Source organism: Streptomyces minutiscleroticus (assembly GCF_014650875.1).
Taxonomy (GTDB): Bacteria; Actinomycetota; Actinomycetes; order Streptomycetales; family Streptomycetaceae; genus Streptomyces; species Streptomyces minutiscleroticus.
In genome coordinates this window covers 85,183-107,873 of sequence record NZ_BMVU01000003.1, presented here as the reverse complement: position 1 = coordinate 107,873, position 22,691 = coordinate 85,183, and the positions used below count along the sequence as shown (strand labels likewise).

The following is a 22,691-nucleotide window of genomic DNA, read 5'->3' as shown; positions in this document are numbered from 1 at the left end:
GCCGTCCCGAGCACCGCCCTTCCGCTCCGCCGCCCGGCGTTCCGGCGTCCGGTGACCGGTGACCGGTGGCCGGCGCCCGGTGGCCGGAGCGGCCCCCGGGCCGCAGGGTGTGCGGCAGGGAAGGCCGCCGGAAAGGACAGGACACAGTGTGTCGGCCTACGGCACGATGCCTCGGATGGACCCGAGGAACGACACGCCGGACCGGCCCCGGACGCGATGGGGCGTACTCGCACAACGGGACTTCCGTCTGCTCTGGACGGGCGAGACGGTGAGCGGTCTGGGCAACAGTGTCACCGTGGTGGCCGTACCGCTGATCTCGGTCGAGGTGCTGGACACCGGTTCCACCGCCGTCGGCCTGCTCACCGCGGCCGTGTGGCTGCCCTGGCTGCTGGTGGGCCTGCCCGTGGGCGCGTGGGTGGACCGGGCGCCCAAACGCACCGTGATGACAGTGTGCGACCTGGTCTCCTGTGCGGCCCTGACGAGTGTTCCGTTGGCGGCGTGGCTCGGCGCGCTCACCTTCGGGCACATGGTCGCCGTCGCCCTGGTCTGCGGCACCGCCGCGGTGTGCTTCAGCACCGCCTGCCACGCGTACGTGCGGACCGTGCTCGACGGCCGCGACCTGCTGGAGGGCAACGCCAGGCTGCAGGGCGCCGAGGCCGCCGCCCAGGTCGCCGGGCCGGGGGCGGCGGGACTGCTCGCCCAGGCGTTCGGCGCGGTCACCGCGCTCGCGGCCGACGCGGTGACGTTCCTGGTCTCCGCGGCCTGCCTGGGGCGGATCGGCGCGATGGAGCCGGACCGCGCCCCCGGCGGGGAACGCGTCCCCCTCCGACGGCAGATCGCCGAGGGGGTCCGCTTCGTGGCCCGGGACCGGTACCTGCGGCCGATGGTCGCGTGGGGTGCCGTGATCAACATGGCGCTGACGGGCTATCAGGCGGTCCAGGTCGTGTTCCTGGTCCGTACCGTCGGCCTCGACCCGGCCGTGGTCGGGCTGCTGCTGACCGGCGGCAGCGCCGGCGGCGTCGTGGGCGCGCTGGTGGCCACCCGGGTCGGCCGGTGGTTCGGCACCGCGCGCGGGCTGCTCCTGCTGCAGGCCGCCACCCTGCCGTTCGTGCTGCTCCTGCCCCTGACCACGGCGGGGCCGGGGACGGTGCTGTTCGCGGTGGGGTCCGTCCTCGTCGGGACCGGCGTCTGCGTGGCCAACATCGTGGTCGGCGGTTTCCGCCAGGCCTACTGCCCGCCGCGCCTGCTCGGCCGGGTCGTGGCCACGGCCATGGTGGTCAACCACAGCACCGTCCCGGCCGGGTCCCTGCTCGGCGGCGTGCTCGGTGACACCGTCGGGTACCGGCCGGCCATGTGGGTCATGACGAGTGTCGTCGCGTCCTCCTGGCTCGTCCTCGCGCTGGGCCCGATGCGCCGCGAACGCGACCTTCCGCGGGCCCACCCGCCGGAGCAGGAGCGCAGCCGCATCGCCGCGGACGACGGCCGACCCGGCCCGGCGTGCCGGAAGCCCTCGGACGCCCGGTGAGCCGGGAACACCGGGGCGGGCCTCCGTACGCCTCCTTCGGACCGCCGCCTGCACCGGACCGCCGTCCCCCTGCCTCGCCCCTCCATGACCACCGCCTCGCGGGCGATCTCGCGGCCACTGCGCAGCCGTGGCGGACCGGGTGCCGTCCGCGAACGTGGTCCCGGTGCGGACCGGGACGGTCACGGTGCCACCGTCTGCGCCGCGGACCCCCCGGCACCGGGAACCGCGCGCCCGGCGCGGAGCGCCGCGGCTCTCCGCGCCCCGGCGGCCTATCGCCCGACGGCGTACCCCTGCATCATGCGCGGGTTCGCCGCCGCCGACAGCACACCCGTCTCCGGGTCGCGGGCCACCGCGCACAGTCTCCCCTCCGACCAGGGACCGGCGACCGTGACGCGGTGCCCGCGGCGGCGCAGGCCCGCGATCACGTCGTCGCCGGCACGGGATTCCACGGTGATCGTCCCGGGGTTCACGGCACGCGGGTAGAAGGAGGAGGGAAACGCTTCGGTGTGCCAGTTCGGGGCGTCGATCGCGCCCTGCAGGTCGTAACCGCCACGGAATGTCCCGCGCACCGCCACGGCCAGCAGGAAGTGCAGGCTCCACTGGTCCTGCTGATCGCCGCCGGGAGTTCCGAAGGCGAGCACCGGCACACCGTCGCGCAGGGCCAGGGACGGTGTCAGGGTGGTGCGCGGACGGCGGCCGGGCGTCAGGGAGTTCGGCAGGCCGGGCTCCAGCCAGGTCATCTGCAGCCGGGTGCCCAGCGGGAAGCCCAGGGAGGGGACGACGGGGTTGGACTGGAGCCAGCCGCCGCTGGGCGTCGCCGAGATCATGTTGCCCCAGCGGTCCACGACGTCGAGGTGGCAGGTGTCGCCGCGGGTGGCGCCGTCCCGGGCCACGGTCGGTTCCCCCGCCCCCGCGGCCGCGGGGGCGGGCACGCGCGGGCTCCGCTCCCCCGAGACCAGCGCCGGCAGCCGGGGCGCACGCCCGTCGGGGCTGCCGGGCCGCAGCTCGTACGACGCGCGCCCGGCGTCGATCAGCGCGCGCCGCCCCGCGTTGTACGCGGGCGACAGCAGCGCCCGCAGCGGTACGTCGGCCCCCTCGGCGTCGCCGTACCAGGCCTCGCGGTCGGCCATCGCGAGCTTGGTGCCCTCGACGAGGGTGTGCACGTACTCGGCGCTCCCGTACTCCGCCCCGCTGCCCGGTGCGCCGAAGTCGTCGTCCAGCAGGGCCAGTTGCTGGAGCAGTGCGGGACCTTGGCTCCAGGGTCCGGCCTTGGCGACGGTCCAGCCGTTCCAGTCGTGGGTGACCGGCTCCTCGTAGTGCGCGGCGTACCCGGCGAGGTCGTCGCCGGTGAGGGTGCCCGCGTGCCGCTCGCCGGAGGTGTCCATGACGGGCCGGGCGGCGAAGCCGGCGAGCGCCTCGGCTATGAAGCCCTCCCGCCACACCCGGCGCGCCGCCTCGATCTCCGCCTCCCTGCGGCCCGCGCCGGCACCGTCCGGGACCGCGGCCCGCGCCTCGGCGAGCAGCCGCCGCCAGGTCGCCGCCAGCGCGGGATTCCTCAGCAGGCCGCCCGGCGCCGGGGAGCGGCCGCCGGGCAGGTAGACCTCGGCCGAGGTGGTCCACTCGGTCTCGAACAGCTCCCGGACCGTCTCCACCGTCGCGCCGATCCGCTCGACCGCCGGGTGCCCGTCCTCGGCGTAGCCGACGGCGTACTTCAGGACGTCGGCCAGGGACTTGGTGCCGTGGTCGCGCAGGAGCAGCATCCAGGCGTCGAACGCGCCGGGCACGGCGGCTGCCAGCGGGCCGGTGCCGGGGACGAGGTCCAGGCCGAGCGAGGTGTAGTGCGCGATGCTCGCGCCGGCCGGCGCGGGGCCCTGCCCGCACAGCACCCGCGGTCCGGTCCCGGCCGGGGCCAGGAGGATCGGCACCTCGCCGGCCGGGCCGTTCAGGTGCGGTTCGACGACGTGCAGCACGAACGCCGCCGCCACCGCGGCGTCGAAGGCGTTGCCGTCGTCCTCCAGCACGGCCATGGCGGCGGAGGAGGCCAGCCAGTGCGTGGACGAGGCCATGCCGAACGTGCCCTGCAGCGTGGGACGAGTGGTGAACATGGCGCGAGTAAACCCGCAGGGGACGCTGTGCGTCCAGGACATGCATGACACCGTCGGGACGGCGAACGGCCATGGGCCGCCGTCAGCGCCGCCGCGGCGGACCGGCGCCGTCGAGGTGCCGGCGGAGCGGGCGCGGCCGGTGCCGCGGGACCCGGAGGCGGTGCGGGCGGCGGCGGCCCGCGCGCCCGGCGGGGGCCCGGCCGGCCGGGTCGACGTCGCGGCCGCCTCGTCCTCCGGTCCCGAGCCGGTCGTGGACGCCGTCGCCGAACTGCGGGAGCGGCACCCCGGCGTGACGGCCGGCGTCTCCTCGGCCGGGTCCGCCACCGAGGTGGTCGCCATGGTGGCGCGGGGCCGCTGCGAGTCGGGCGTCGGCGGCAGCTCCGCGCGGCCCGCCGGGCACGGGCCGACCGCACACCGTCTGCGGGACGCGGGAGTTCCTGCTGGTGCTGCCGCCGTCCACCGCTTCGACCCGGCGGAGCGGATCGCCCGGTGGCTCGTCCATCGCGGGGGCCCGGTCGCCTCCGTCACCCGGGCGTTCCTCGGCACGGCGCTCGCGTGGGCGGCGGACCGGGCGTCCAGCGCCGTGTGAGCGTCACAAGGGTCCGACGGGCGGAGACGCAGTAAGGGTCCGGGGGATGGGGCGGGGCATACAGCTCGTGGGGGCGTGGGTATGCTCGCCGCCATGCCCGCGGCTTCCCCGCCCCCGTCGTCCCGCACCGCCACGGTGACGGCGAGGCGGGCGGGGTCGCCGGCCGCCACCGTGGCGGCGGCCCGTGCCACGGGCGCGGACGACTGAGTAGGAGCACGGTGTTCGAGTACGAGAAGGACGGCGCGGCCATCTACCGCCAGTCCTTTGCCACCATCCGCGCCGAGGCCGACCTCGCGGGTCTGCCCGCGGACGTCGGCCAGGTCGCGGTGCGGATGATCCACGCCTGCGGGATGGTCGACCTCGTCCGCGACATCGCCCACACCCCCGCGGTGGTGGCCCGCGCCCGCGAGGCCCTGCGCGCCGGCGCCCCCGTCCTCTGCGACGTGCAGATGGTGGCCAGCGGGGTGACCCGCAGGCGGCTGCCCGCCGGCAACGAGGTGCTGTGCACCCTGTCCGACCCGGCCGTGCCCGCACTGGCGGCGAAGCTGGGCACGACGCGCAGCGCCGCCGCGCTGGAGCTGTGGCGGGAGCGGCTGGAGGGCGCCGTGGTCGCCGTCGGCAACGCGCCCACCGCCCTCTTCCGCCTGCTGGAGATGGTCGAGGAGGGCGCGCCCCGGCCGGCCGCCGTCATCGGCGTGCCCGTCGGCTTCGTCGGCGCCGCCGAGTCCAAGGAGGCCCTGCTCTCGCACTCCTCCAATCTGGAGCACCTCGTCGTACGCGGCCGCCGGGGCGGCAGTGCCATCGCCGCCGCCGCGCTCAACGCGATCGCGAGCGAGGAGGAGTGAGCGCCGGGCCCCGCGGAACCGGGCCCGGCACCCCGCCGGCCGGGGTCGGGAGGGCCGTCCGGACGCCGCCCGGCGCCGTCGGCGGGGCTCGTCCGTAAGGCTGGGCCGGCGGGGTCCAGGTCGCGCTCGGACGTCCCCGGGCGGACACACCGGGCACTGCGGCAGCAGCGAGCGCAAGGGAGCACACCGTGTGCGGGAACCCGGGAGAGGACCGGCTCCCCGGCACGGCGGAATCAGTGGCGCTGCCCCAGGACCCACCGTGCGGCCTCCTCCGGTCCCGCCGCCGCCTCCACCCCGTCCGGGACGGGCGGCCGCCGTACGACGACCACCGGTACCCCCGCCTCCCGCGCCGCCCGGAGCTTGGGCGCCGTGGCCGAGCCCCCGCTGTCCTTGGTGACGACCACGTCGATCCGGTGCCGGCGCAGCAGGTCCCGCTCACCGTCGAGCGTGAAGGGGCCGCGGTCCAGGACCACCTCCATGTGGCGCGGGTGCGGGGCCTCGGGCGCGTCCACGGAGCGGACCAGGAACCACAGCCCGTCCAGGGCGGCGAACGCGGCCAGCCCCATCCGGCCGGTGGTCAGGAACACACGTCGTCCCAGCGCGGGCAGCAGCCCGGCCGCCTCCTCCAGCGAACCGGCCTCGCGCCAGTCGTCCCCCGCTCCGGGGACCCAGCCGGGGCGGCGCAGCGCGAGCAGGGGAACATGGGCGGTGGCGGCGGCCGACGCCGCGTTGTGACCGATCGTCCGGGCGAAGGGGTGAGTGGCGTCGACGAGTGCGTCCACCCGGTGCGCGCGCAGCCACGCGGCCAGGCCCCCGGCACCGCCGAAGCCGCCGACGCGCACCTCGCCCGGCGGCAGCCGGGGCGCGGCCACCCGCCCGGCCAGAGAGGTCGTCACCCGCAGGCCGGGGGCCTCGGCGGCCAGGATCTCGGCGAGCCGGCGGGCCTCCGTGGTCCCTCCCAGGATCAGTACGTGCACAGTGTTCCGGTTTCCTTCCTGAAGTAGTAGTGAGGCATGAGCAGCAGCCAGGCGAAGGGCGGGCGCAGCGCCCAACTCAAACACACGGGCCTGCGCCCGGGCTGGACCACCGGCGCCTGTGCGACCGGCGCGGCCACAGCCGCGTACACGGCGCTGCTGACCGGGGAGTTCCCGGACCCCGTGACGATCACCCTGCCCAAGGGGCAGACGCCGGCGTTCGCGCTCGCCGTCGAGGAGCTGGCCGACGGCCACGCCATGGCGGGCATCGTGAAGGACGCCGGCGACGACCCCGACGTCACGCACGGCGCGCTCGTACGGGCCACGGTGCGGCGGCTGCCCGCAGGGGCGGGCGTCGTCTTCAGAGCGGGTCCCGGCGTCGGCACCGTCACCCGCCCCGGTCTGCCCCTGCCCGTCGGCGAACCCGCCGTCAACCCCGTGCCCCGGCAGATGATGCGCGACCACGTCGCCCGGGTCGCCGCCCTGCACGGCGGCACCGGCGACGTCGAGATCACCGTCTCCGTCGACCACGGCGAGGAGATCGCCCGCTCCACCTGGAACCCCCGCCTCGGCATCCTCGGCGGGCTGTCCGTCCTCGGCACGACGGGGATCGTGGTGCCGTACTCCTGCTCGGCGTGGATCGACTCCATCCGGCGCGGTGTGGACGTGGCCCGGGCCGCCGGGCGCACCCATGTCGCCGGGTGCACCGGCTCGACCTCGGAGAGGACCGTCGTGGCCGCGTACGGCCTGCCCGAGGACGCGCTGCTCGACATGGGCGACTTCGCGGGCGCGGTGCTGAAGTACGTGCGCCGCCACCCCGTCGACCGGCTCACGATCTGCGGCGGCTTCGCCAAGCTGTCCAAGCTGGCGGCCGGCCATCTGGACCTGCACTCCGCGCGCTCCCAGGTCGACAAGGGCTTCCTCGCCGGACTGGCCCGCCGCGGCGGCGCGGACGAGGCCCTCGCCGACCGGGTCGCGCACGCCGCCACGGGCCTGGCCGCGCTCCAGCTGTGCGCGGCGGCCGGCGTCCCGCTCGGCGACCTGGTGGCGGCCGCCGCCCGCGACGAGGCCCTGACCGTGCTGCGGGGCGCGCCCGTCGCGGTCGACGTGATCTGCATCGACCGGGCGGGCACGATCGTGGGGCGCAGCACGGTGCGGTGACCGCGGTCGCGGTGCCGGGTCCCCGCCGCACGGACGGGTCCGTGCGGCGGGCGCCGCGGCGTACGGGCGCCGCGCGCCGCGATCACGACGGTGGCACCACCGGGCCGGCCACCGGCGGAGGACGGGATCACACGGCCACGCGGCCACACGGCCACGACCGCGCACTTACACGGTCATAGGGCTCTACGGTCACACGGCTCTGCGGCCCTGCGGCCCTGCGGCCCTGCGGTCAACTGTCCGCTTACGCGCGGCGGTCGGGCGCGTCGGCGGTCTTGTGCGCGGCCCACTGGGTCACCGGCATCGCCTGCCGCCACCCGGTGAAGCCGCCCACGGGCACGGCGTGCGCCACCGCGAGCCGTACCAGTTCGCCGCCGTGCCGCCGGTGGGCGTCGGCGAGCACCGCCTCGGACTCCAGCGTCACGGTGTTGGCGACCAGCCGTCCGCCGACGGGCAGTGCCCGCCAGCACTCCTGGAGGAGTCCGGGCTCGGTGAGCCCGCCGCCGACGAACACGGCGTCGGGCGGCGGGAGTTCGGCCAGGACGGCGGGTGCGGTCCCGGTGACGACCCGCAGCCCGGGCACCCCGAGCCGCTCGGCGTTGCGGACGATGCGCTCGGCCCGCACCGCGTCGCGCTCGACGGTGACCGCCCGGCACGACGGATGGGTGCGCATCCACTCGATCGCGACCGAACCCGAGCCGCCTCCGACGTCCCACAGCAGTTCGCCGGGGGCGGGGGCGAGCGCGCCGAGCGTGGCGGCGCGGACGTGCCGCTTGGTGAGCTGCCCGTCGTGTTCGTATGCCTCGTCGGGCAGTCCCGGAACGGCGCCGAGCCGCAGGGCCCCCGGGGCGCGGCGGCACTCGACGGCGACGACGTTGAGGGGGTCGCCGGGCGGGTGCGGCCAGTCGTCGGCGGTGGCCTCGGCACCGACGCGCTCCTTCTCCCCGCCGAGCTGTTCGAGCACCCGCATCCGGCTGGGGCCGAAGCCGCGGTCCCGCAGCAGGGCGGCGACCTCGCCGGGGGTGCCCGCGTCCGCGCTGAGCACGAGGAGCCGCCGGCCGTCGTGCAGGGCGGCGGCGAGCCGTGCGGCGGGCCGGCCGACGAGCGTGACCACGTCCACGTCCTCCAGGGGCCAGCCGAGACGGGCGGCCGCGTACGAGACGGAGGAAGGGTGCGGCAGGACGTGCACCGTGCCGGGGCCGAGCACCTCGGTCAGGGCGCGCCCGATGCCGTAGAACATCGGGTCCCCGCTGGCCAGTACGGCGATCCGGCGGCCGGCGTGCGCGGCGAGCAGGCCGGGGACCGCGGGGCGCAGCGGCGAGGGCCAGGCGATCCGCTGCCCGCCGCACTCGGCGGGCAGCAGGTCCAGCTGGCGCGGGCCGCCGATGAGGACCTCGGCGTCGAGCAGTGCGGTGCGCGAGGTCTCCGGGACGCCCCGCCAGCCGTCGGCTCCGATCCCGACGACGGTGACGGCGGCGGGCGGTTCTGGTCGTGCGGGGGTCACTGCTCGGTACCTCGGGGTTCGGGGGCAACAGAGGCGCACTCTACTCGGCGGCCGTCCGCGCCCCCGTGCTCGGGTACGCCCCGCCGCGGCCCTGTCGGCCCTACCGGCTCTGTCGGCCCTACCCGGCTCTGCCGGGAGGGCGGGCCGGTGGGCATGGACCACACCCGCTGCACCCACTGCACCCGAAGCACCCGTAACCGGAACCAGAACTGGGACCGGCACCGGCGACGCGGCGGGCGGACGGCTCTCAGCGCGTTCCGGACGGAGCCCCGAGCGGGGTCCCGCGCGGGGCTCCGCACCAGCCTCTCCGGCGACATATGCCGTCGCGCGATATATTCTTCGATCATGAGTAACCGAACGGTGCAGGGCCCCGCCCTGCTCATCCTCACCGCCCTGGCGGACACGCCCCGCCACGGGTACGGCATCCTGCAAGAGGTCACCGCCCTGTCCGAGGGCCGCGTGCGCATGCGCACCGGAACCCTGTACGGGGCCCTCGACCGGCTGCAGGGCCAGGGCCTGATCCAGGTCGAGCGCGAAGAGGTCGTGGACGGCCGCGCCCGCCGCTTCTACCGCCTCACCCCTTCGGGCCGGAGCGCGCTGGCCGAGGAGATCGGCCACCTGCACACCGTCGTCACCGAGGCGCACCGCCGTCTCGGCGCGGGTCCCGCCGGCGGCCTGGGGGCGAGCACCGCGTGAACACCCCGTCCTCCTCCCCCGCTTCCCCTTCGCACCGCACCTCCGCGCCCGGACAGGGTTCGCCGGGGGGACGGTCCCGCTCGCTGGCCCTGGCCCTGCGGCTGTACCCGGGCGGCTACCGCGACCGGTACGGCGAGGAGATCGCCACCGTCGCCGCCGAGGCCACGGCCGGGCGCGGTCGCGCCGCGCGCTGGCACGAGGCGGCCAGCGTCGCCGGACACGCCCTGCGGCTGCGCGCCGGCCTGACCCCGGACCGGTCCGGCGCGCGGCTGGCCGCCGTCGCCGCGCCGTTCGTGGTGGCCGTGGCCGCAGGCCAGCACCTGGCCCTGGTGCTGCGCCTGCCGCACACGGAACCTCCGCTCACCTTCCCCTGGACGGACATGGTCGGCGGGGTGCCGTACGCGATCGCCCTGACCGCCGCGGCGCTGTGGTCGCTGTCGCTCCTCTCCGTGCTCGGCGGGCACTGGCAGCCCGCCCGGGCGGCCGCCGTACTCGCCGCACTGGCCGTGCTCGGCGCCCGGCTCGACTACGTCAGTGACGCCTTCGTCAGGTTCGATCCGCTGCTCGTGCTGGAGAACCTGCTCGTGATGGGCCTGCCGCACCTGCTGTGGGCGGTACTGCTCCTGAGCGCACCGCGCGACCTGCTCACCACCTCCTGGAGCACACGGGCGTGCGCGGCCGCGACCGCCGCGATCACCTTCCTCGCGGCCTCGGCCGGGTGGCAGGAGGGAGCACGCGCCGCCACTCCGGCCGTCGTCGTCACACTGGCCGCCGTCCTCGCCCTGCCGACCCGCGACCGCTCCCTGCCGCTCGCCGTCGTCCTCGCCGCCCTGCCGCTGCTGTTCTTCACCTACGAGCAGACCTTGATGGGCACGATGGGCGAGTCCGGCGTCGGACGGAACCCGGCGACGGTGCTTCTCGCCCTGCCCCTGCTCCTGGTGGCACTCGGTCTCCCCCTCCTCAACCGCCGCCGTACCCGGCGCCCTTCACCCGCCACCGCCCCGCACGACACCATCCGCTGACCAGCGAGGCCGGCCCTCCGGAGACGAGGGCCGGCCACGACCCCACAGAGCGCAGGCGCCCTCACGGCACCTGCGCTCCGCCCACGGCTCCCCTTCCCGCCCCGACCGCGCCTTCCGTCGTGTGCCCCACCCCGCGACGTGCCCGCGCCGCCTCTCGCGGCCGGCCGTCGCGGCGGATCCGACCACGCAGGCCCGCCTCCACCCCCGTCACACCCGCCCATCCCCCCCGTCACACCCGCCCATCGGCGTTTCCCTCCGAGCGGCAGCGAAGGGCCGCGCCGAGGTGGGTGCGCAGGGTTTGTTTTGAGACAGTCGTGGGGCCGGGGCGCGGAACGCCCTGCGCAGCGGGCCGGTACCCGTCGGCGGCGCTGCCACCGGTTCCCCGCGGACCGCCGCGGCCGGTCCACCTCGGCGGCGGGCCAAGCGCCGGGCGGCGGCCTTCACCAAGGCGCCGCGGGTGCCCGCCGTGTCATACCGGCCCGCCCGGGGCAGCGCGACCGCGCCTTCCTCCCCTCCGCTGGAGGGCCCCGCCTCGGCCTGCCGCCCGGCGCGTGACGGAGTGACTACGGAGCGTGTCTTGAAGTCGCCGACCGTTGTCATCGTCCGTTGACTTTCCTGTACGCGGGTGACGTACGGTCAGGCCCGCCACCGGCCTTCCGAAGAGGTGATCATCCGTGGCTCACCCTGTCGACGTCGTCGGCTCCGGACACGCGGGACCGGTGACGAGCGCCTGCCCCGCCTCCCCGCGACACCGTGTCGTGTGCGCGGACGCCGGCCCCGGCGAGGCGAGGCGCCCCGGCCGCGCCGGGGGCGGCCTCCTCGTACCCGGCCCCGCCGCCGGGCGGCCGGAGCGGGCCGGCCCGGTCCGGCGGAGCGCCGGCCGGTCGTCCGCCCCGCCGACGGACTGAGGCCCTTTCCCAGCGGGCTGGGCCTTTCCCACCGTCGTACGGACGCCCGTCGTACGGACGTGCTGTCGCAGGGATGCACGCTGTCGTACGGACGCGTCCACAACGTTCACGGGACGAGCGGGCGAGGCGTCACGGACGCACGGCCGCGCCTCGACGTGGCCGTTCCCCGTCTCCGCGGCCCGTCCCTCCCCGTCCCCTTCCGAGGAGTCCCCCACCCGATCCCCCGATCGCTCGATCCTCGATCCCCCGATCAGAAAGGTCCTTCATGCGGGTTCTGTGCACCACCTTCGGCAGCCCCTCGCACGGCCGAGCCCAGTTGCCGCTGCTCCGGGCGCTCGTCGCGGCCGGGCACCGGGTGCGGGTCGTCACCACGTCGGCGCTGACCCCACTGTTCGAGAGGGAGGAGCTGCCCGTCCTCACCCGCCTGCCGGACCTGCCCGACAGCTCCATGGCGTCGGCGATCGGCGACGCCCTGCCCGAGGATCCGGCGCGGCTCGCCCCCGAGGAGCAGCAGCGGCTGCTGCTGGACACCCTGTCGCGCGCGATGTCGGGGCCGATGGCCCGAGCGCTGCGGGAGGCCGTGCTCCCCGTGGCCCGCGACTTCCGCCCCCACCTGGTGCTCCGCGACGGCATGGACCTGGGCGTCTGCCTGGCCGCCGAGGAACTGGGCGTGCCGCACCTGCCCACTCCGTCGGGCGCCGCCAACACCGTCGACCCCCGGGCGCTGCTGCCGGGGCTGACCGCGCTGCGCGCGGAGTTCGGCCTGCCCACGCCGGACGACCCGATGTCGGTGGTACCGCACGGCCGGGTCGACTACGTGCCGCCCTCGTTCAGCTTCGCCCGCCACCTGCCGCCCTCCTGGTCGTACCGCCAGACCGTCGACGTGGACCGCGGTGCCGTCCTGCCCGACTGGGTCACCGGGCTGCCCACCGACCGGCCGCTGGTGTGGGCGGCGCTCGGCACCGCGCTGCCCATGCTCCACGAGCGGCAGGAGGGCGGGCGGGGCCCGGCCCTCCCCTTCGCCTTCCCCGACCCGGTGGAGACGCTGCGGACCATCGTGGCGGCGGCCGCCGAACTGAGCGAGTGCACGGTGGTCGTCGCCACCGCCGGGCTCCCCGTGGACCGCGCGGACCTGCCGCCGCACGTCCACCTCACCGAGCGCCTGCCGCAGCCGCTGCTGCTGGAGTGCGCGGACCTCTTCCTCACCCACGGCGGGTTCAACAGCATGCGCGAGGCGATGCGCACCGGAACACCGCTGGCGGTACTGCCCCAGTTCGGCGACCAGCACTCCAACGCCGCCCGCGTCGAGGAGCTGGGCCTGGGCCGGCACATCACCGACCGCACGCCGTCCGGGGTCGCCGCCGCCTGCCGCGCGGTGCTGGCCGACCCGGGGGCCGCGGCGACCGCCCGCCGCGCACGGCTGGAGATGCTGGCCCTCCCGGAGGTCTCCGCCGCCGTGACCGATCTCGAGAAGATCGCCGGGGAAACCGCGTGACACCGTCGGACGCGGCCCGGCAGGACGCCGGGCCGGCCGGGGGCGGCCCGGGCCGGGAGGCCGGGCCGCCCCCGCGGCTGTCGCACCGGGAAGTCGTCACCGTGCTGTCCGGGCTGATGCTCGGCATGTTCCTCGGGGCGCTGGACCAGACGGTGGTGTCCTCGGCGCTGCGCACCGTCGCGGACGACCTCCACGGGCTGACCTCACAGGCCTGGGTGACGACCGCGTACCTGGTGACGGGCACCATCGCCACACCGTTGTACGGCAAGCTGTCCGACATCCACGGCCGGCGGCCCGTCTACGTCTGGGCGATCGCCCTGTTCGCGGCGGGCTCCCTGCTGTGCGGCTGCGCGACCTCCATCCACCAGCTGGCCGCGTTCCGGGCGCTGCAGGGGCTGGGCGGCGGCGGGCTGATGTCCCTGGCGATGACGGTGGTCGCGGACATCACCTCACCGCGTCAACGGGGCCGCTACCAGGGCTGGTTCATGGCGGTGTTCGCCGGCTCCAGCATCGTCGGCCCGGTGGTGGGCGGCCTGCTCGCCGGCAGCGACACCCTGCTGGGCGTCACGGGCTGGCGGTGGATCTTCCTGTTGAACCTGCCCCTGGCGGCGCTCGCGCTCGGTGTGATCGTGCGGGTGCTGCGCCGTCTGCCGCACCGGCCCGTCCGGCACCGGCTGGACTACGGGGGCGCCCTCCTCCTCGCGGCCGGCGTGGTGCCGCTCCTGGTCGTGGCCGAGCAGGGCCGCGGCTGGGGCTGGACCTCCCCTGCGGCGCTCGTCCTGTACGCGACCGGTGCGGCCGGTCTGGCGGGCTTCGTCGCCGTGGAACGGCGCAAGGGGGCCGCGGCGCTGCTGCCACTGCGGCTGTTCGGCGTCCGCAGCTTCCGGCTGGGCACCCTGCTGCACTTCCTGGTGGGAGCCGGGATGTTCGGCGCGACGGTGACACTGCCGCTGTACCTGCAGATCGCCCGGGGCCTGAGCCCGACGGAGGCCGGCCTGGCCATGCTGCCCACGACGGCGGCGAACGTCGCCGTCACCCTGACGGTGGGCCGGCTGCTCGTCCGCACCGGCCGCCCCAAACCACCGTTGGTGCTGGGCATCGGCTCCTTCACCGTCGCCATGGCGGTCTTCGCCACGCTCCGGGTGGACAGTCCGCTGTGGCACGTGTGGGCGGGGATGCTGTTCATGGGCGCGGGGCTCGGCGCGGCCCTGCAGACGATGACCACGCTGGCCCAGTCCGAGGTGCCCCGTGCCGACATGGGCGCCGCGACGGCCTCGGTGAACTTCTTCCGCTCCAACGGTGGCACCGCCGGTACCGCCGTGTTCCTGTCGGTGCTGTTCTCCGCCGCGGGCGGCCGCATCGCAGAGAGGCTCGGTGATGCGCTCGAGGACGCACCGACCCGTCGGCTCGCCGCGGAGCCGGAGAACGCGCGGGCCCTGAGCGGGGTGCTGCGGCCGGACGGCGGCGTGAACCTGGAGGACTCCGCGTTCCTGCGCACCCTGAGCCCCCGGCTGGCCCGGCCCTTCCTGGAGGGCTGGGTGGACGCGCTGCAGGCCGTCTTCCTGACCGGCGCGGCGTTGATGCTGGCGGCCCTGGTGGTGGCGCTGTCGCGGGTGCCGGACGTGGAACTGTCCGACACCTGACACCTGACACCTGACACCCGGGCCCGACGACCGCGGCGGTGCGGCCACCGGGACCGGCCGTACGGACCGGCCACGCAGGCCGCCCGGACCGACCGCACGCATCATCCGGACCGGCCGTACGCGCCGTACGAACCGACTGCACGGGTCGTCCGGACCGACCGTACGCGCCATGCGGACCGGCCGTACGCGTCGGCCGTACGGGCTGGCGTGCCCGAGGCCGTCGTCGCGGCGCGGGGCACCGGGCGTGTCCGCCACGTCCGGTGCCCCGCGCACACCGCTCCGGTGCCGTACGCGCCGTACGGCCGCGGTCACGACAGCCGCGCGGTCACACCGGATCAGAGGTTGATCATGTGTCCCGCGATGCCCTCGACGGCTTCCTTCACGGCCTCCGACAGGGTGGGGTGGGCGAAGACGTTGCGCGCGACCTCGTCGGCGGTCAGGTCCCACATCTGCGCCAGCGTCAGCGCGGGCAGCAGCTCGGTGACCTCGGGGCCGATCATGTGGGCACCCACGATCTCGTTGTGCCGGGCGTCCGCCACGATCTTCACGAAGCCGACGCCCTCGGCCATGCCGCGCGCCTTGCCGTTGGCGGAGAAGGGGAACTGCGCCACCTTGACGTCGTACCCCAGCTCGCGGGCCTGGGCCTCGGAGTAGCCGAAGGAGGCGATCTGCGGCTGGCAGAACGTCGCCCGCGGGATCATCGCGAAGTCGATCTCCTGGGTCTCCGCGCCGGCGATGGTCTCGGCGGCCACGACGCCCATGGCCTCGGCGGTGTGCGCCAGCATGAGCTTGCCGGTCACGTCGCCGATGGCGTAGACGCCCTCCACGCTGGTGCGTCCGCGGGCGTCGACCGCGATCGCGCCGCGCTCGGTGAGCTCCACCCCGGTCGCCTCCAGGCCGTAGCCCTCGGTCCGGGGCGCGAAGCCGAACGCGGCCAGCATCTTGTCGGCCTCGAGCACCTTGGACTCGCCGCCCCCGGCCGGGCTGACGGTGACCTTGACGCCCGAGCCCGTGTCCTCGACCGAGTCGACCTTGGTGGACAGCAGGACCTCGATGCCCAGCTTGCGGTAGTGCCGCAGCAGCTCCTTGGAGACGTCGGCGTCCTCGGTCGGCACCATGCGGTCGAGGAACTCGACGATGGTCACGTCCACGCCGAAGTTCTTCATGACGTAGGCGAACTCGACGCCGATCGCGCCCGAACCGCCGATGATGATCGAGCCCGGCAGGTTCTCGTCGAGGATCTGCTCCTCGTAGGTGACGACGTTGGCGCTCCGGCTCATGCCCGGCAGCATCCGCACCTGCGCACCGGCGGCGATGATGAGGTTGTCGCAGGTGTACGAGGCCGTGGCGCCGTCCGCGCCGGTGACGTCCACCGACTTCGGGCCGGTGAGCACGCCCCGCCCGTGCACCTCGGTGATCTTGTTCTTCTTCATCAGGTAGTGCACGCCCTTGGCGCTGGCCTCGGCCACGGAGCGGCTGCGCCGGTGGGTGACGGCGAAGTCCATGGTGGCGTCGCCGCTGATGCCGAAGGTCTTCTTCTCCTGCGTGAGGATGTGGGCGATCTCGGCGTTGCGCAGCAGCGCCTTGGAGGGGATGCACCCGACGTTGAGGCAGACACCGCCCCAGTACTTCTCTTCGACGACCGCGACGGACTTGCCGAGCTGGGCGGCGCGGATGGCGGCGACGTACCCACCGGGGCCGGCACCGAGAACGAGAACATCAAAGTGAGTCACATCGCCAGCCTACCGGCGGTTCGACGGCACTCCTCGCCGGTCCGCCCGGCACCGGCCCGGGGGCCCGGCGGGTGCGGCGCCCGCTCCCCGCGGCGGGAGCACCCCGTGCGCGGCCCGCGCACCGACGCCGGCGCGGCAGCGGGCGGTCACTTCCCGGCGAGGTGCGCGGTCAGGCGGGACAGCAGGGCGACGCAGTCGCGCAGCCGCCGCCGCTCCTCGGGGCTGAAGACGTCGCGGAGGGCGGCGTCGAGGGCGCCGGCGCGCCGGGCGCGTTCACTCCGCAGGCGGGCGCGGCCGGCGTCGGTGATGTGCAGCAGGAGCTTGCGGCCGTCGCCGGGGTGGGGTTCGGCGCGCACCAGGCCGCCGCCGATGAGGTCCTTCACGGACTTGGCCGCCGACTGGTGCGTCACGCCGCGCCGCTGGGCGAGGTCCGCCGTGGTCAGCGGGCCGCCGCGGTCGAGGAAGCCGAGGGCGGCCGCCTCCCCGGGCGGCATGGTGTCCACGACCCGCACCGCCCGGACCAGTTCTCCGATCGTCTGCCGCAACTCCTCGGCCAGCGCTTCTTCGTCCATGGACGCAGTCTACCCAGACATGTTGAATTTAGTTGTACAGTTTATTTGTACAGTCTGGTTCCAGAGTTTCCCGAGTGGAAGGGAGCCCGCCATGCGGCTCACCAAGTTCGGCCACGCCTGCGTCCGTGTCGAGAAGGACGGCCGGCGCCTGGTCGTGGACCCGGGCGGCCTGACCGAGCCGCAGGCGCTGGACGGCGCCGACGCGGTCCTGGTCACGCACGAGCACTTCGACCACTTCTCGGAGGAGGCACTGCGCCGGGCGGCCCGGGACAACCCGCTCCTGCGCATCTGGACCACCTCCTCCGTCGCCGCGCGGCTGGACGGCCTCGGCACCCGGGTCACCGCCGTCGGAGAGGGCGAGGCGTTCACCGCGGCCGGGTTCGACGTGCAGGTCCACGGCACCTGGCACGCGGTCATCCATCCGGACGTCCCGCGCGTCACCAACGTCGGCTTCCTCGTGGACGACAGCCTCTTCCACCCCGGGGACGCCCTGACCGTCCCCGATGCCACCGTCGACACGCTGTTGCTGCCGGTGCACGCCCCTTGGTCCACCGTCGGCCACCTGATCGACTACGTCCGCGAGGTCGCCCCGCGCGACGCCTACGCCGTCCACGACGGCGCCCTCAACGACGTCGGCACCGCGATGGTCGGCGGCTTCCTGGGCGACCGCGGTCCCGGCACCGCGACGCGCTACCACCGCCTGCCCCCGGGCACGACCGTCCGGCTCGGCTGACCCCGCCCGCCCACCGGGCCGCCACGAGCAGCCGGCCGTCGCCGATCACACCCTGCGTGAGACGGCGCACCCGGTCACCGCGTACCACCGTGCGTGGACGGGGATCGGCAGACGGCTCTCCCGCGGACTGCTGAGCGCGCACCCGGAACGCGGCGGGGCCCTGCCGGACGGTCACCGTGCGGCGGCCGAACGCGCCGACCCCGCCCCGCCGGCAGCCGCGGCGGGGCAGGTGCTCGACCTGCTCGGCGGACCGCCGCGCGAAGGGTACGCGCAGCGTCGGCACCCTTGACCCACATGAACCGCCCGGACCACCCGGACCGCCCGGAGCCACACCGCGCTCCGCCCACTCGCACCGCGCACCGCACGCACCGCGCACCGCACGCACCGCGCGAGAGGCCGGTGCCCCTGTGCACGGGCGGGACCTGCCGGACGGTGCCGGGACGTCCCGGCACCGCGGACCGGCGCGGTCCGCACCGGCGCTCGCGGCCGCGTCGGCCGGCGGTGCCGCCGCACACCGTGTGACGCGGGTGGTTCAGGCGTGCAGGGCGTAGCGGAGCGTGGTGTAGCAGGGGATGGCGGCGTCGATGCCGGCCATCCGGACGACGCGCAGGACGGTTCCGTGGAGCCCGGCCAGCCGCAGCCAGCCCTTCGCGTCCACCGCGGTGCGGTGCGCGACGACGAGGAGGTTGATGCCGCTGGAGTCCATGAAGGTCACGTCGCTGAGGTCGAGCACGGTCCGCGGCGGGGCCGTGCCGCCGGGCGCGAGCAGTGTCCGGGCGAGGTGGTCACGGTTGCCGAAGTCGATCTCGCCGCGCGGGACGACCACCCGCACACCCTCGATGGTGTCCGTGATGATCGACAGTGGATCGGGCTGTGCTGCTCCGTCAAAACCGGTCACAGGGGTCCTCAACTGCGCTCGCCGATACGGACTTCGGGGCAGGGCCTCGCGTCGACAGCCTCCCCCGAGACTACCGAAGGCACGCCCCCTGCCACCGTCCCTCACCGCGTCAAAAACGTGCACGGACAAGGTGCTGGATACACCCGAACGGGTGCTTGAGGGCGGCTTCCGGCACGCGGCCGAGGCTGCCGGTTCCGTCCCCGTCCCCACCCGTATCGCGCCCGCGCCCGTGTCCGCACTCGCACCCGCGCCCCACGTCCGCACCCGCGTCCGTATCCGCATTCACATCCGGTGGGCCTTCACCGGCGGCGGAGCGGGAGCCGCCTCTCCAGGCCCGCGCCGTGGACGGCGATGCGCGCCATGGTGCTCAGCTCGGTGATGGTCACGTCGACGCCCAGCGCCTTCAGCGTGATGCACATGCCCAGCAGGGTGAACGCGCTGTCGCGGCCGCAGTAGGTGACGCCGGACAGGTCCAGCAGGACCCGGCTCCCGCGGTCCCCGCCGAGCACGACGTCCACGACGGCCTCGTCCAGCCGCCGCACCGCGTCGACGTCGAGCTCCCCGGTCAGCTGCATCAGCACCGCGTCGCCATCCGCCCTCACCTGGCGGACGACCAGTGGAGGTTCCGGTCCCTGCGCCATGCCTGCCACCTCTGATCAGCGACGACGGGTCGCACCCCCTCCGCTCGCCCGTCCTTCCAGCCTGGCGACAGTTCCGGCCCCTGTCAGGCGACCGCCCCGATCCCCGCACATCGCCGTACGGAAGGGACGGCCGCATTCCCTACGGGCCGGCGGCACACCGTCCCGCGCCGGCTCGGCCGTCCGTACGGGCGCACCCGGCCGCGCCCCCGGCCGGCGCACCGGCTCCGGCCCGCCCTCGGCGTCACGGACCCGGCCGAGCCCCGCGCGTCACCGCCGAGCGCGCGGGACGGGCCTGTCCGGCGCCGGCACCGGGAAAGCGCTGGTCCGCCGTTCGGATGGAGCCGGGGGACCGGGGCGGTGTCGTCGGGGTGTCGTCGGTCCGGGTCCGGATCCGCCGGGTGTCAGGGTGTGCCCATGCAGATCGGTTACAAGCTGGCCTCGGAGGCCTTCGGCCCGGAAGAGCTCATCCGCCAGGCGGTCCTCGCGGAGACAGCGGGCTTCGACTTCGTCGAGATGAGCGACCATTTCCACCCCTGGCTCGACGTCCAGGGCCACTCCCCCTTCACCTGGACCGTCCTGGGCGCCGTGGCGGCGAGGACCGAACGCGTCGGCCTGGTGACCGGGGTGACGTGCCCCACCGTCCGCTACCACCCGGCGATCATCGCGCAGGCCGCGGCGACGCTCGCCCTGGTCTCCGGCGGCCGCTTCGTCCTCGGCGTGGGCTCCGGCGAGCGCCTCAACGAACACGTCGTCGGCCGCGGGTTCCCCGACACGGTGCGCGTGCGCCAGGAGCTCCTGCGCGAGGCCCTGGAGATCATCCGCCTGCTGTGGCAGGGCGGCTACCGGTCCTACGAGGGCAAGCACCTGCGGCTGGACGACGCCCGGGTCTTCGACCTGCCCGAGGAGGCCCCGCTGATCGCCGTGGCCGCCGGCGGCGGGGACGCGGCCCGGATCGCCGCCGAACTCGGGGACGGCCTGTTCGCCACCGAGGACAAGCCCTCACTCGTCGAGCACTACCGCGCCGCCGGCGGCTCCGGACCCGGGTACGCCGAGGTGCCCATGGCCTGGGCCGAGGACGAGCGGACCGCCGCCGAGGCGGCGCTCAAGACCTCGCGCTGGGCGGTGACGGGGTGGAAGGTGATGAGCGAGCTCCCCAACCCCGTGAACTTCGAGGCCGCCACCACCACGGTCCGCACCGAGGACATCCTCCAGCAGTTCGCCTGCGGCCCCGACCCGGACCGCTACCTGTCGGCCGCCCAGAAGTACGTCGACGCCGGGTTCGACCGGCTGGTCCTGCAGAACGCGGGCCCCGACCCCGACGGGTTCATCGACTTCTACCAGCGCGAACTCGCCCAGCCGCTGCGCCGGCTGCGTCCGAACCGCGCCGCTTCCTGACCCACCGCCGCAGGCCCCGCCGTCGCGGAACCCGCCGGCGCGCAGACACAGGCCGCGGGACCCGCTGCCGACGGGCGGACCGCCCCGGATCCGCCGGGTCCGCCGCCGGTGCCTCCCGCCCCGCGCTACGGCGTGCAGGTGGGACACGGCCGGCTCGGGTCCCGGCGGCACCGGGGCGGTCCGCCCGTCGGCCGTTCCGCCGTCAGTCGGGGCGCCGGGGACGGTCGGTGTCGAGCCGTCCGTCGTCCGTGTGATGGCGCTGGTGGGGGAACGGCAGCGGAGCGCGCCGCGTCGTCGCGCCGGACTGCTCGTCGTCGGAGGGAGCCTGCGCCGACGGGAGGTTCAGCCGGTGGCGGGGCGTCGTCGTCCGCCGGGGCGGCCGGGTGAGGGTGACCTGGCGGACGAGCTGCTGGAAGCAGACCAGCGACGCCAGTCCCGGCAGGGCCGCGGCCGCCGTGTCGCTGACCGTCCTGGGCGCGTGGAGGATGCACAGGAGCATCGCGATCGACGAGAACAGCAGGACCACCACCCAGGAGTGCACCGCCCGGCGCCGGTGCAGCGCGGCCCGCAGGACCGACAGCGACGCCACCAGCCACGGGCCGTAGATCAGCAGGGGCCACCAGGACGCCACGGCGCCCTCCGGACGCGACTCGGTCGCGAGGCGCAGGGGCTCGTACGCCACCACTCCGCCGAAGAGGCTCACCGAGCACGCGACGACCGCGGCCAGGGCCGCGATGAGAAGGCTCGTCGCCCGCAGCCGGCTCATCTCCCTGCGGACCTTGCGATGGCTCTTGGGCGCCTCGCGCAGCGGGGGCAGTTCCGCGGTGATGTCGTGCAGGTTCCCCAGCGGCGTGCCGGGGGCCGCGGCCGTGGCGGCCGGCACCTCCTCGAAAGCGGCGTCGTCCTCCTGCTCCCTGGCGTCCTGGAGCATGAACGCCAGCTCCTCGGCCGGGTCCCAGCCGGGATCCGGCGGCACCAGGGTCTGCGCGAAGCTCTCGTCCGAGGCGCGGTGTCTGCCGGTGCCGGTCTCGTCGAAAGGCGTCTCGTCATGGGGCCGGTAGTATTCAGAACGTTCGTGATACATAGCGCAGATCAGCTGCTCCGCCCGCGTTCGAGTCAATGTGTGGTACGACCGGGGCCACCGTCGGGTGAAATGGCTTTCCCGTTCCTGACGTGACGTCCGAGAAGTGCTGCGGTACTAGATCGGCCGCCCCCGGCGTCCGGGGAGATCCGCCCGGGCGAAGGTTCCGTCGGCGGGCGGCGAGCAGTGCTCCCGGCCGGGGACGCGGGTGCCGGGCCTTCGTCGCACCCGGCGCTCAGCAGGGGCGTTTCCGCACTTCCGCCTCCGGCTCGGAACGCGAGGCGGTCGCTCGCCGTTTTCCTTGGTCACATTCGAAGTAACGCCACTGCATTCATCCGGATACGCGGCATACGAGTGAACGGATTCGCCAAAGATTGTCTCGTCCGGCCGTCACGAGGAACCGTCGATGCCGCCGGGCGGAGAAAAATATTTCCGCGGAGGAGCAGGAAGGTTTTTTTCCTTGTGCATGTCGCCCGGGAGGTTTTCGGAACACAACATGCCGCGTGCCCACCGTTCCGCCGGTCTCCGCCCGGCGGGTCGATTCCTTCCCCGACAGGTGCGGAGCGTTCGGGCCCGGCGGGGCGGACCCGCGAATCCCACCGTCCACGGCTCCCACTGTCCGCGGATCCGCCTCTCCGGGAGTTCCGCCCTGGGAATCCCGCCCCTCCGGGAATCCCGTCTATGCGCGGATCGTGCCGTTCTCCACGACGAAGTGCTCCGGCCCGGAACAGCCGATGGACGGTGTGATCAGCAGACTCACGTCGACGGGCGCGGGGTCGGCGGCGGAGGTGGAGAACCGGCAGACTCCCCCCTTGCCCGTGAGCGGGTACCAGAACCACCCGTCCGCCTCACCGACCGTGGCGCGGTCCGACTCCGTCCAGACGCCGCCGTCGTAGGTGTACACCTGCAGCCGTACGGTGGCGGCGTACGCGTCGTCGGCCGAGCGGACCGCCGTGAGCGTGAACCTGTAGTCCTCGCCGAGGACCGACGAGGCGATCTCCTTCGTCTGCGGCGCGGCGGCGGCACTCGCGCCGGAGGCCGTCAGGCCGGCCGGTCCGAGACCGGCCACTGCCACCGTGGTGAAGGCCGCGACGGTGCCGCGGCGGACGAGACGGCGGTTCCTGTTCATCACTTCTCCCCCGTTGTGTGCGGTGCACGATGTACGGGAACATCC

19 protein-coding genes are annotated in these 22,691 nt (G+C 74.9%); 10 read left to right on the top strand and 9 right to left on the bottom strand.

Annotated elements, in window-relative coordinates; genetic code table 11:
• The first annotated feature begins 175 nt into the window (after positions 1-175).
• A complete protein-coding gene (locus tag IE271_RS05670; protein ID WP_190189065.1) occupies positions 176-1,525 on the top strand; it encodes an MFS transporter in 1,350 nt (449 codons plus the stop codon).
• A 269-nt stretch (positions 1,526-1,794) separates the two neighbouring features.
• On the opposite strand, the gene IE271_RS05665 is transcribed toward IE271_RS05670, so the two are convergent.
• On the bottom strand, positions 1,795-3,630 hold the full coding sequence (locus tag IE271_RS05665; RefSeq protein WP_190189064.1) for a gamma-glutamyltransferase family protein: 1,836 nt from the start codon (positions 3,628-3,630) through the stop codon (positions 1,795-1,797).
• Positions 3,631-3,670: 40 nt separating this feature from the next.
• Here IE271_RS05665 and IE271_RS05660 point away from each other — a divergent pair, with 40 nt between their 5' ends.
• Both IE271_RS05660 and IE271_RS05655 read left to right on the top strand, forming a co-directional pair.
• Positions 3,671-4,219, top strand: coding sequence for a LysR substrate-binding domain-containing protein (locus tag IE271_RS05660; RefSeq protein ID WP_190189063.1), 549 nt, complete (start codon positions 3,671-3,673; stop codon positions 4,217-4,219).
• A gap of 218 nt (positions 4,220-4,437) precedes the next feature.
• Positions 4,438-5,064, top strand: coding sequence for a precorrin-8X methylmutase (locus IE271_RS05655; RefSeq protein ID WP_190189062.1), 627 nt, complete (start codon positions 4,438-4,440; stop codon positions 5,062-5,064).
• 233 nt (positions 5,065-5,297) lie between these two features.
• Here the strand turns inward: IE271_RS05655 and IE271_RS05650 are convergent, their stop codons facing one another.
• Positions 5,298-6,041, bottom strand: coding sequence for a cobalt-precorrin-6A reductase (locus IE271_RS05650; RefSeq protein WP_190189061.1), 744 nt, complete (start codon positions 6,039-6,041; stop codon positions 5,298-5,300).
• A gap of 36 nt (positions 6,042-6,077) precedes the next feature.
• Here IE271_RS05650 and IE271_RS05645 point away from each other — a divergent pair, with 36 nt between their 5' ends.
• Positions 6,078-7,199, top strand: coding sequence for a cobalt-precorrin-5B (C(1))-methyltransferase (locus IE271_RS05645; RefSeq protein ID WP_190189060.1), 1,122 nt, complete (start codon positions 6,078-6,080; stop codon positions 7,197-7,199).
• 241 nt (positions 7,200-7,440) lie between these two features.
• Here IE271_RS05645 and cbiE read toward each other — a convergent pair whose 3' ends face one another.
• Positions 7,441-8,700, bottom strand: coding sequence for a precorrin-6y C5,15-methyltransferase (decarboxylating) subunit CbiE (cbiE, locus tag IE271_RS05640; protein WP_190189059.1), 1,260 nt, complete (start codon positions 8,698-8,700; stop codon positions 7,441-7,443).
• A gap of 345 nt (positions 8,701-9,045) precedes the next feature.
• On the opposite strand from cbiE, the gene IE271_RS05635 reads away from it, so the two are divergent.
• The 4 genes from IE271_RS05635 to IE271_RS05620 all read left to right on the top strand — a co-directional run bounded on the left by IE271_RS05635 (position 9,046) and on the right by IE271_RS05620 (position 14,464).
• Positions 9,046-9,396, top strand: a complete 351-nt coding sequence (locus tag IE271_RS05635) for a PadR family transcriptional regulator (protein WP_190189058.1) — start codon at positions 9,046-9,048, stop codon at positions 9,394-9,396.
• Positions 9,393-10,418: a hypothetical protein gene (locus IE271_RS05630; protein ID WP_190189057.1), complete on the top strand. Its 1,026-nt coding sequence runs from the start codon at positions 9,393-9,395 to the stop codon at positions 10,416-10,418. Before IE271_RS05635 ends, IE271_RS05630 begins: the two co-directional genes overlap by 4 nt.
• A 1,173-nt stretch (positions 10,419-11,591) precedes the next feature.
• Positions 11,592-12,821 carry a glycosyltransferase gene (locus IE271_RS43255; protein ID WP_190189056.1) on the top strand — a complete coding sequence of 410 codons (1,230 nt, stop codon included), beginning with the start codon at positions 11,592-11,594 and terminating at the stop codon, positions 12,819-12,821.
• A complete protein-coding gene (locus IE271_RS05620; RefSeq protein ID WP_229919149.1) occupies positions 12,818-14,464 on the top strand; it encodes an MDR family MFS transporter in 1,647 nt (548 codons plus the stop codon). The genes IE271_RS43255 and IE271_RS05620 overlap by 4 nt, the downstream gene beginning before the upstream one ends.
• A 335-nt stretch (positions 14,465-14,799) precedes the next feature.
• On the opposite strand, the gene lpdA is transcribed toward IE271_RS05620, so the two are convergent.
• A complete protein-coding gene (gene lpdA / locus IE271_RS05615) occupies positions 14,800-16,197 on the bottom strand; it encodes a dihydrolipoyl dehydrogenase (protein WP_190189055.1) in 1,398 nt (465 codons plus the stop codon).
• A 146-nt stretch (positions 16,198-16,343) separates the two neighbouring features.
• Positions 16,344-16,769: a MarR family winged helix-turn-helix transcriptional regulator gene (locus IE271_RS05610; RefSeq protein WP_190189054.1), complete on the bottom strand. Its 426-nt coding sequence runs from the start codon at positions 16,767-16,769 to the stop codon at positions 16,344-16,346.
• Between the two features lie 91 nt (positions 16,770-16,860).
• Between IE271_RS05610 and IE271_RS05605 the strand changes: the two genes are divergently transcribed.
• Positions 16,861-17,502, top strand: a complete 642-nt coding sequence (locus IE271_RS05605) for an MBL fold metallo-hydrolase (RefSeq protein WP_190189053.1) — start codon at positions 16,861-16,863, stop codon at positions 17,500-17,502.
• A 532-nt stretch (positions 17,503-18,034) separates the two neighbouring features.
• On the opposite strand, the gene IE271_RS41675 is transcribed toward IE271_RS05605, so the two are convergent.
• Positions 18,035-18,400, bottom strand: coding sequence for an STAS domain-containing protein (locus IE271_RS41675; protein ID WP_229919148.1), 366 nt, complete (start codon positions 18,398-18,400; stop codon positions 18,035-18,037).
• Between the two features lie 299 nt (positions 18,401-18,699).
• Positions 18,700-19,041 carry an STAS domain-containing protein gene (locus IE271_RS05595; RefSeq protein ID WP_190189051.1) on the bottom strand — a complete coding sequence of 114 codons (342 nt, stop codon included), beginning with the start codon at positions 19,039-19,041 and terminating at the stop codon, positions 18,700-18,702.
• A gap of 414 nt (positions 19,042-19,455) precedes the next feature.
• On the opposite strand from IE271_RS05595, the gene IE271_RS05590 reads away from it, so the two are divergent.
• The gene (locus tag IE271_RS05590) at positions 19,456-20,436 is read left to right on the top strand and encodes a TIGR03557 family F420-dependent LLM class oxidoreductase (protein WP_190189050.1); all 981 of its coding nucleotides are present in this window, start codon (positions 19,456-19,458) and stop codon (positions 20,434-20,436) included.
• Positions 20,437-20,638: 202 nt separating this feature from the next.
• Here IE271_RS05590 and IE271_RS05585 read toward each other — a convergent pair whose 3' ends face one another.
• Positions 20,639-21,520, bottom strand: coding sequence for a DUF2637 domain-containing protein (locus tag IE271_RS05585; RefSeq protein WP_229919147.1), 882 nt, complete (start codon positions 21,518-21,520; stop codon positions 20,639-20,641).
• Between the two features lie 676 nt (positions 21,521-22,196).
• Complete coding sequence (locus IE271_RS05580) at positions 22,197-22,646, bottom strand: hypothetical protein (RefSeq protein ID WP_190189049.1); 450 nt, start codon at positions 22,644-22,646, stop codon at positions 22,197-22,199.
• Positions 22,647-22,691 lie beyond the last annotated feature (45 nt).

What these genes read in the sequence shown, in the direction of transcription:
- IE271_RS05590 (WP_190189050.1), top strand. Translation starts at nt 19,456, where the DNA reads ATGCAGATCGGTTACAAGCTGGCCTCGGAGGCCTTCGGCCCGGAAGAG.
- IE271_RS05635 (WP_190189058.1), top strand. Translation starts at nt 9,046, where the DNA reads ATGAGTAACCGAACGGTGCAGGGCCCCGCCCTGCTCATCCTCACCGCC.
- IE271_RS05660 (WP_190189063.1), top strand. Translation starts at nt 3,671, where the DNA reads ATGCATGACACCGTCGGGACGGCGAACGGCCATGGGCCGCCGTCAGCG.
- IE271_RS43255 (WP_190189056.1), top strand. Translation starts at nt 11,592, where the DNA reads ATGCGGGTTCTGTGCACCACCTTCGGCAGCCCCTCGCACGGCCGAGCC.
- IE271_RS05580 (WP_190189049.1), bottom strand. Translation starts at nt 22,646, where the DNA reads ATGAACAGGAACCGCCGTCTCGTCCGCCGCGGCACCGTCGCGGCCTTC.
- IE271_RS05665 (WP_190189064.1), bottom strand. Translation starts at nt 3,630, where the DNA reads ATGTTCACCACTCGTCCCACGCTGCAGGGCACGTTCGGCATGGCCTCG.
- IE271_RS05645 (WP_190189060.1), top strand. Translation starts at nt 6,078, where the DNA reads ATGAGCAGCAGCCAGGCGAAGGGCGGGCGCAGCGCCCAACTCAAACAC.
- IE271_RS05670 (WP_190189065.1), top strand. Translation starts at nt 176, where the DNA reads ATGGACCCGAGGAACGACACGCCGGACCGGCCCCGGACGCGATGGGGC.
- IE271_RS05610 (WP_190189054.1), bottom strand. Translation starts at nt 16,769, where the DNA reads ATGGACGAAGAAGCGCTGGCCGAGGAGTTGCGGCAGACGATCGGAGAA.
- IE271_RS05585 (WP_229919147.1), bottom strand. Translation starts at nt 21,520, where the DNA reads ATGTATCACGAACGTTCTGAATACTACCGGCCCCATGACGAGACGCCT.
- IE271_RS05605 (WP_190189053.1), top strand. Translation starts at nt 16,861, where the DNA reads ATGCGGCTCACCAAGTTCGGCCACGCCTGCGTCCGTGTCGAGAAGGAC.
- IE271_RS05595 (WP_190189051.1), bottom strand. Translation starts at nt 19,041, where the DNA reads ATGGCGCAGGGACCGGAACCTCCACTGGTCGTCCGCCAGGTGAGGGCG.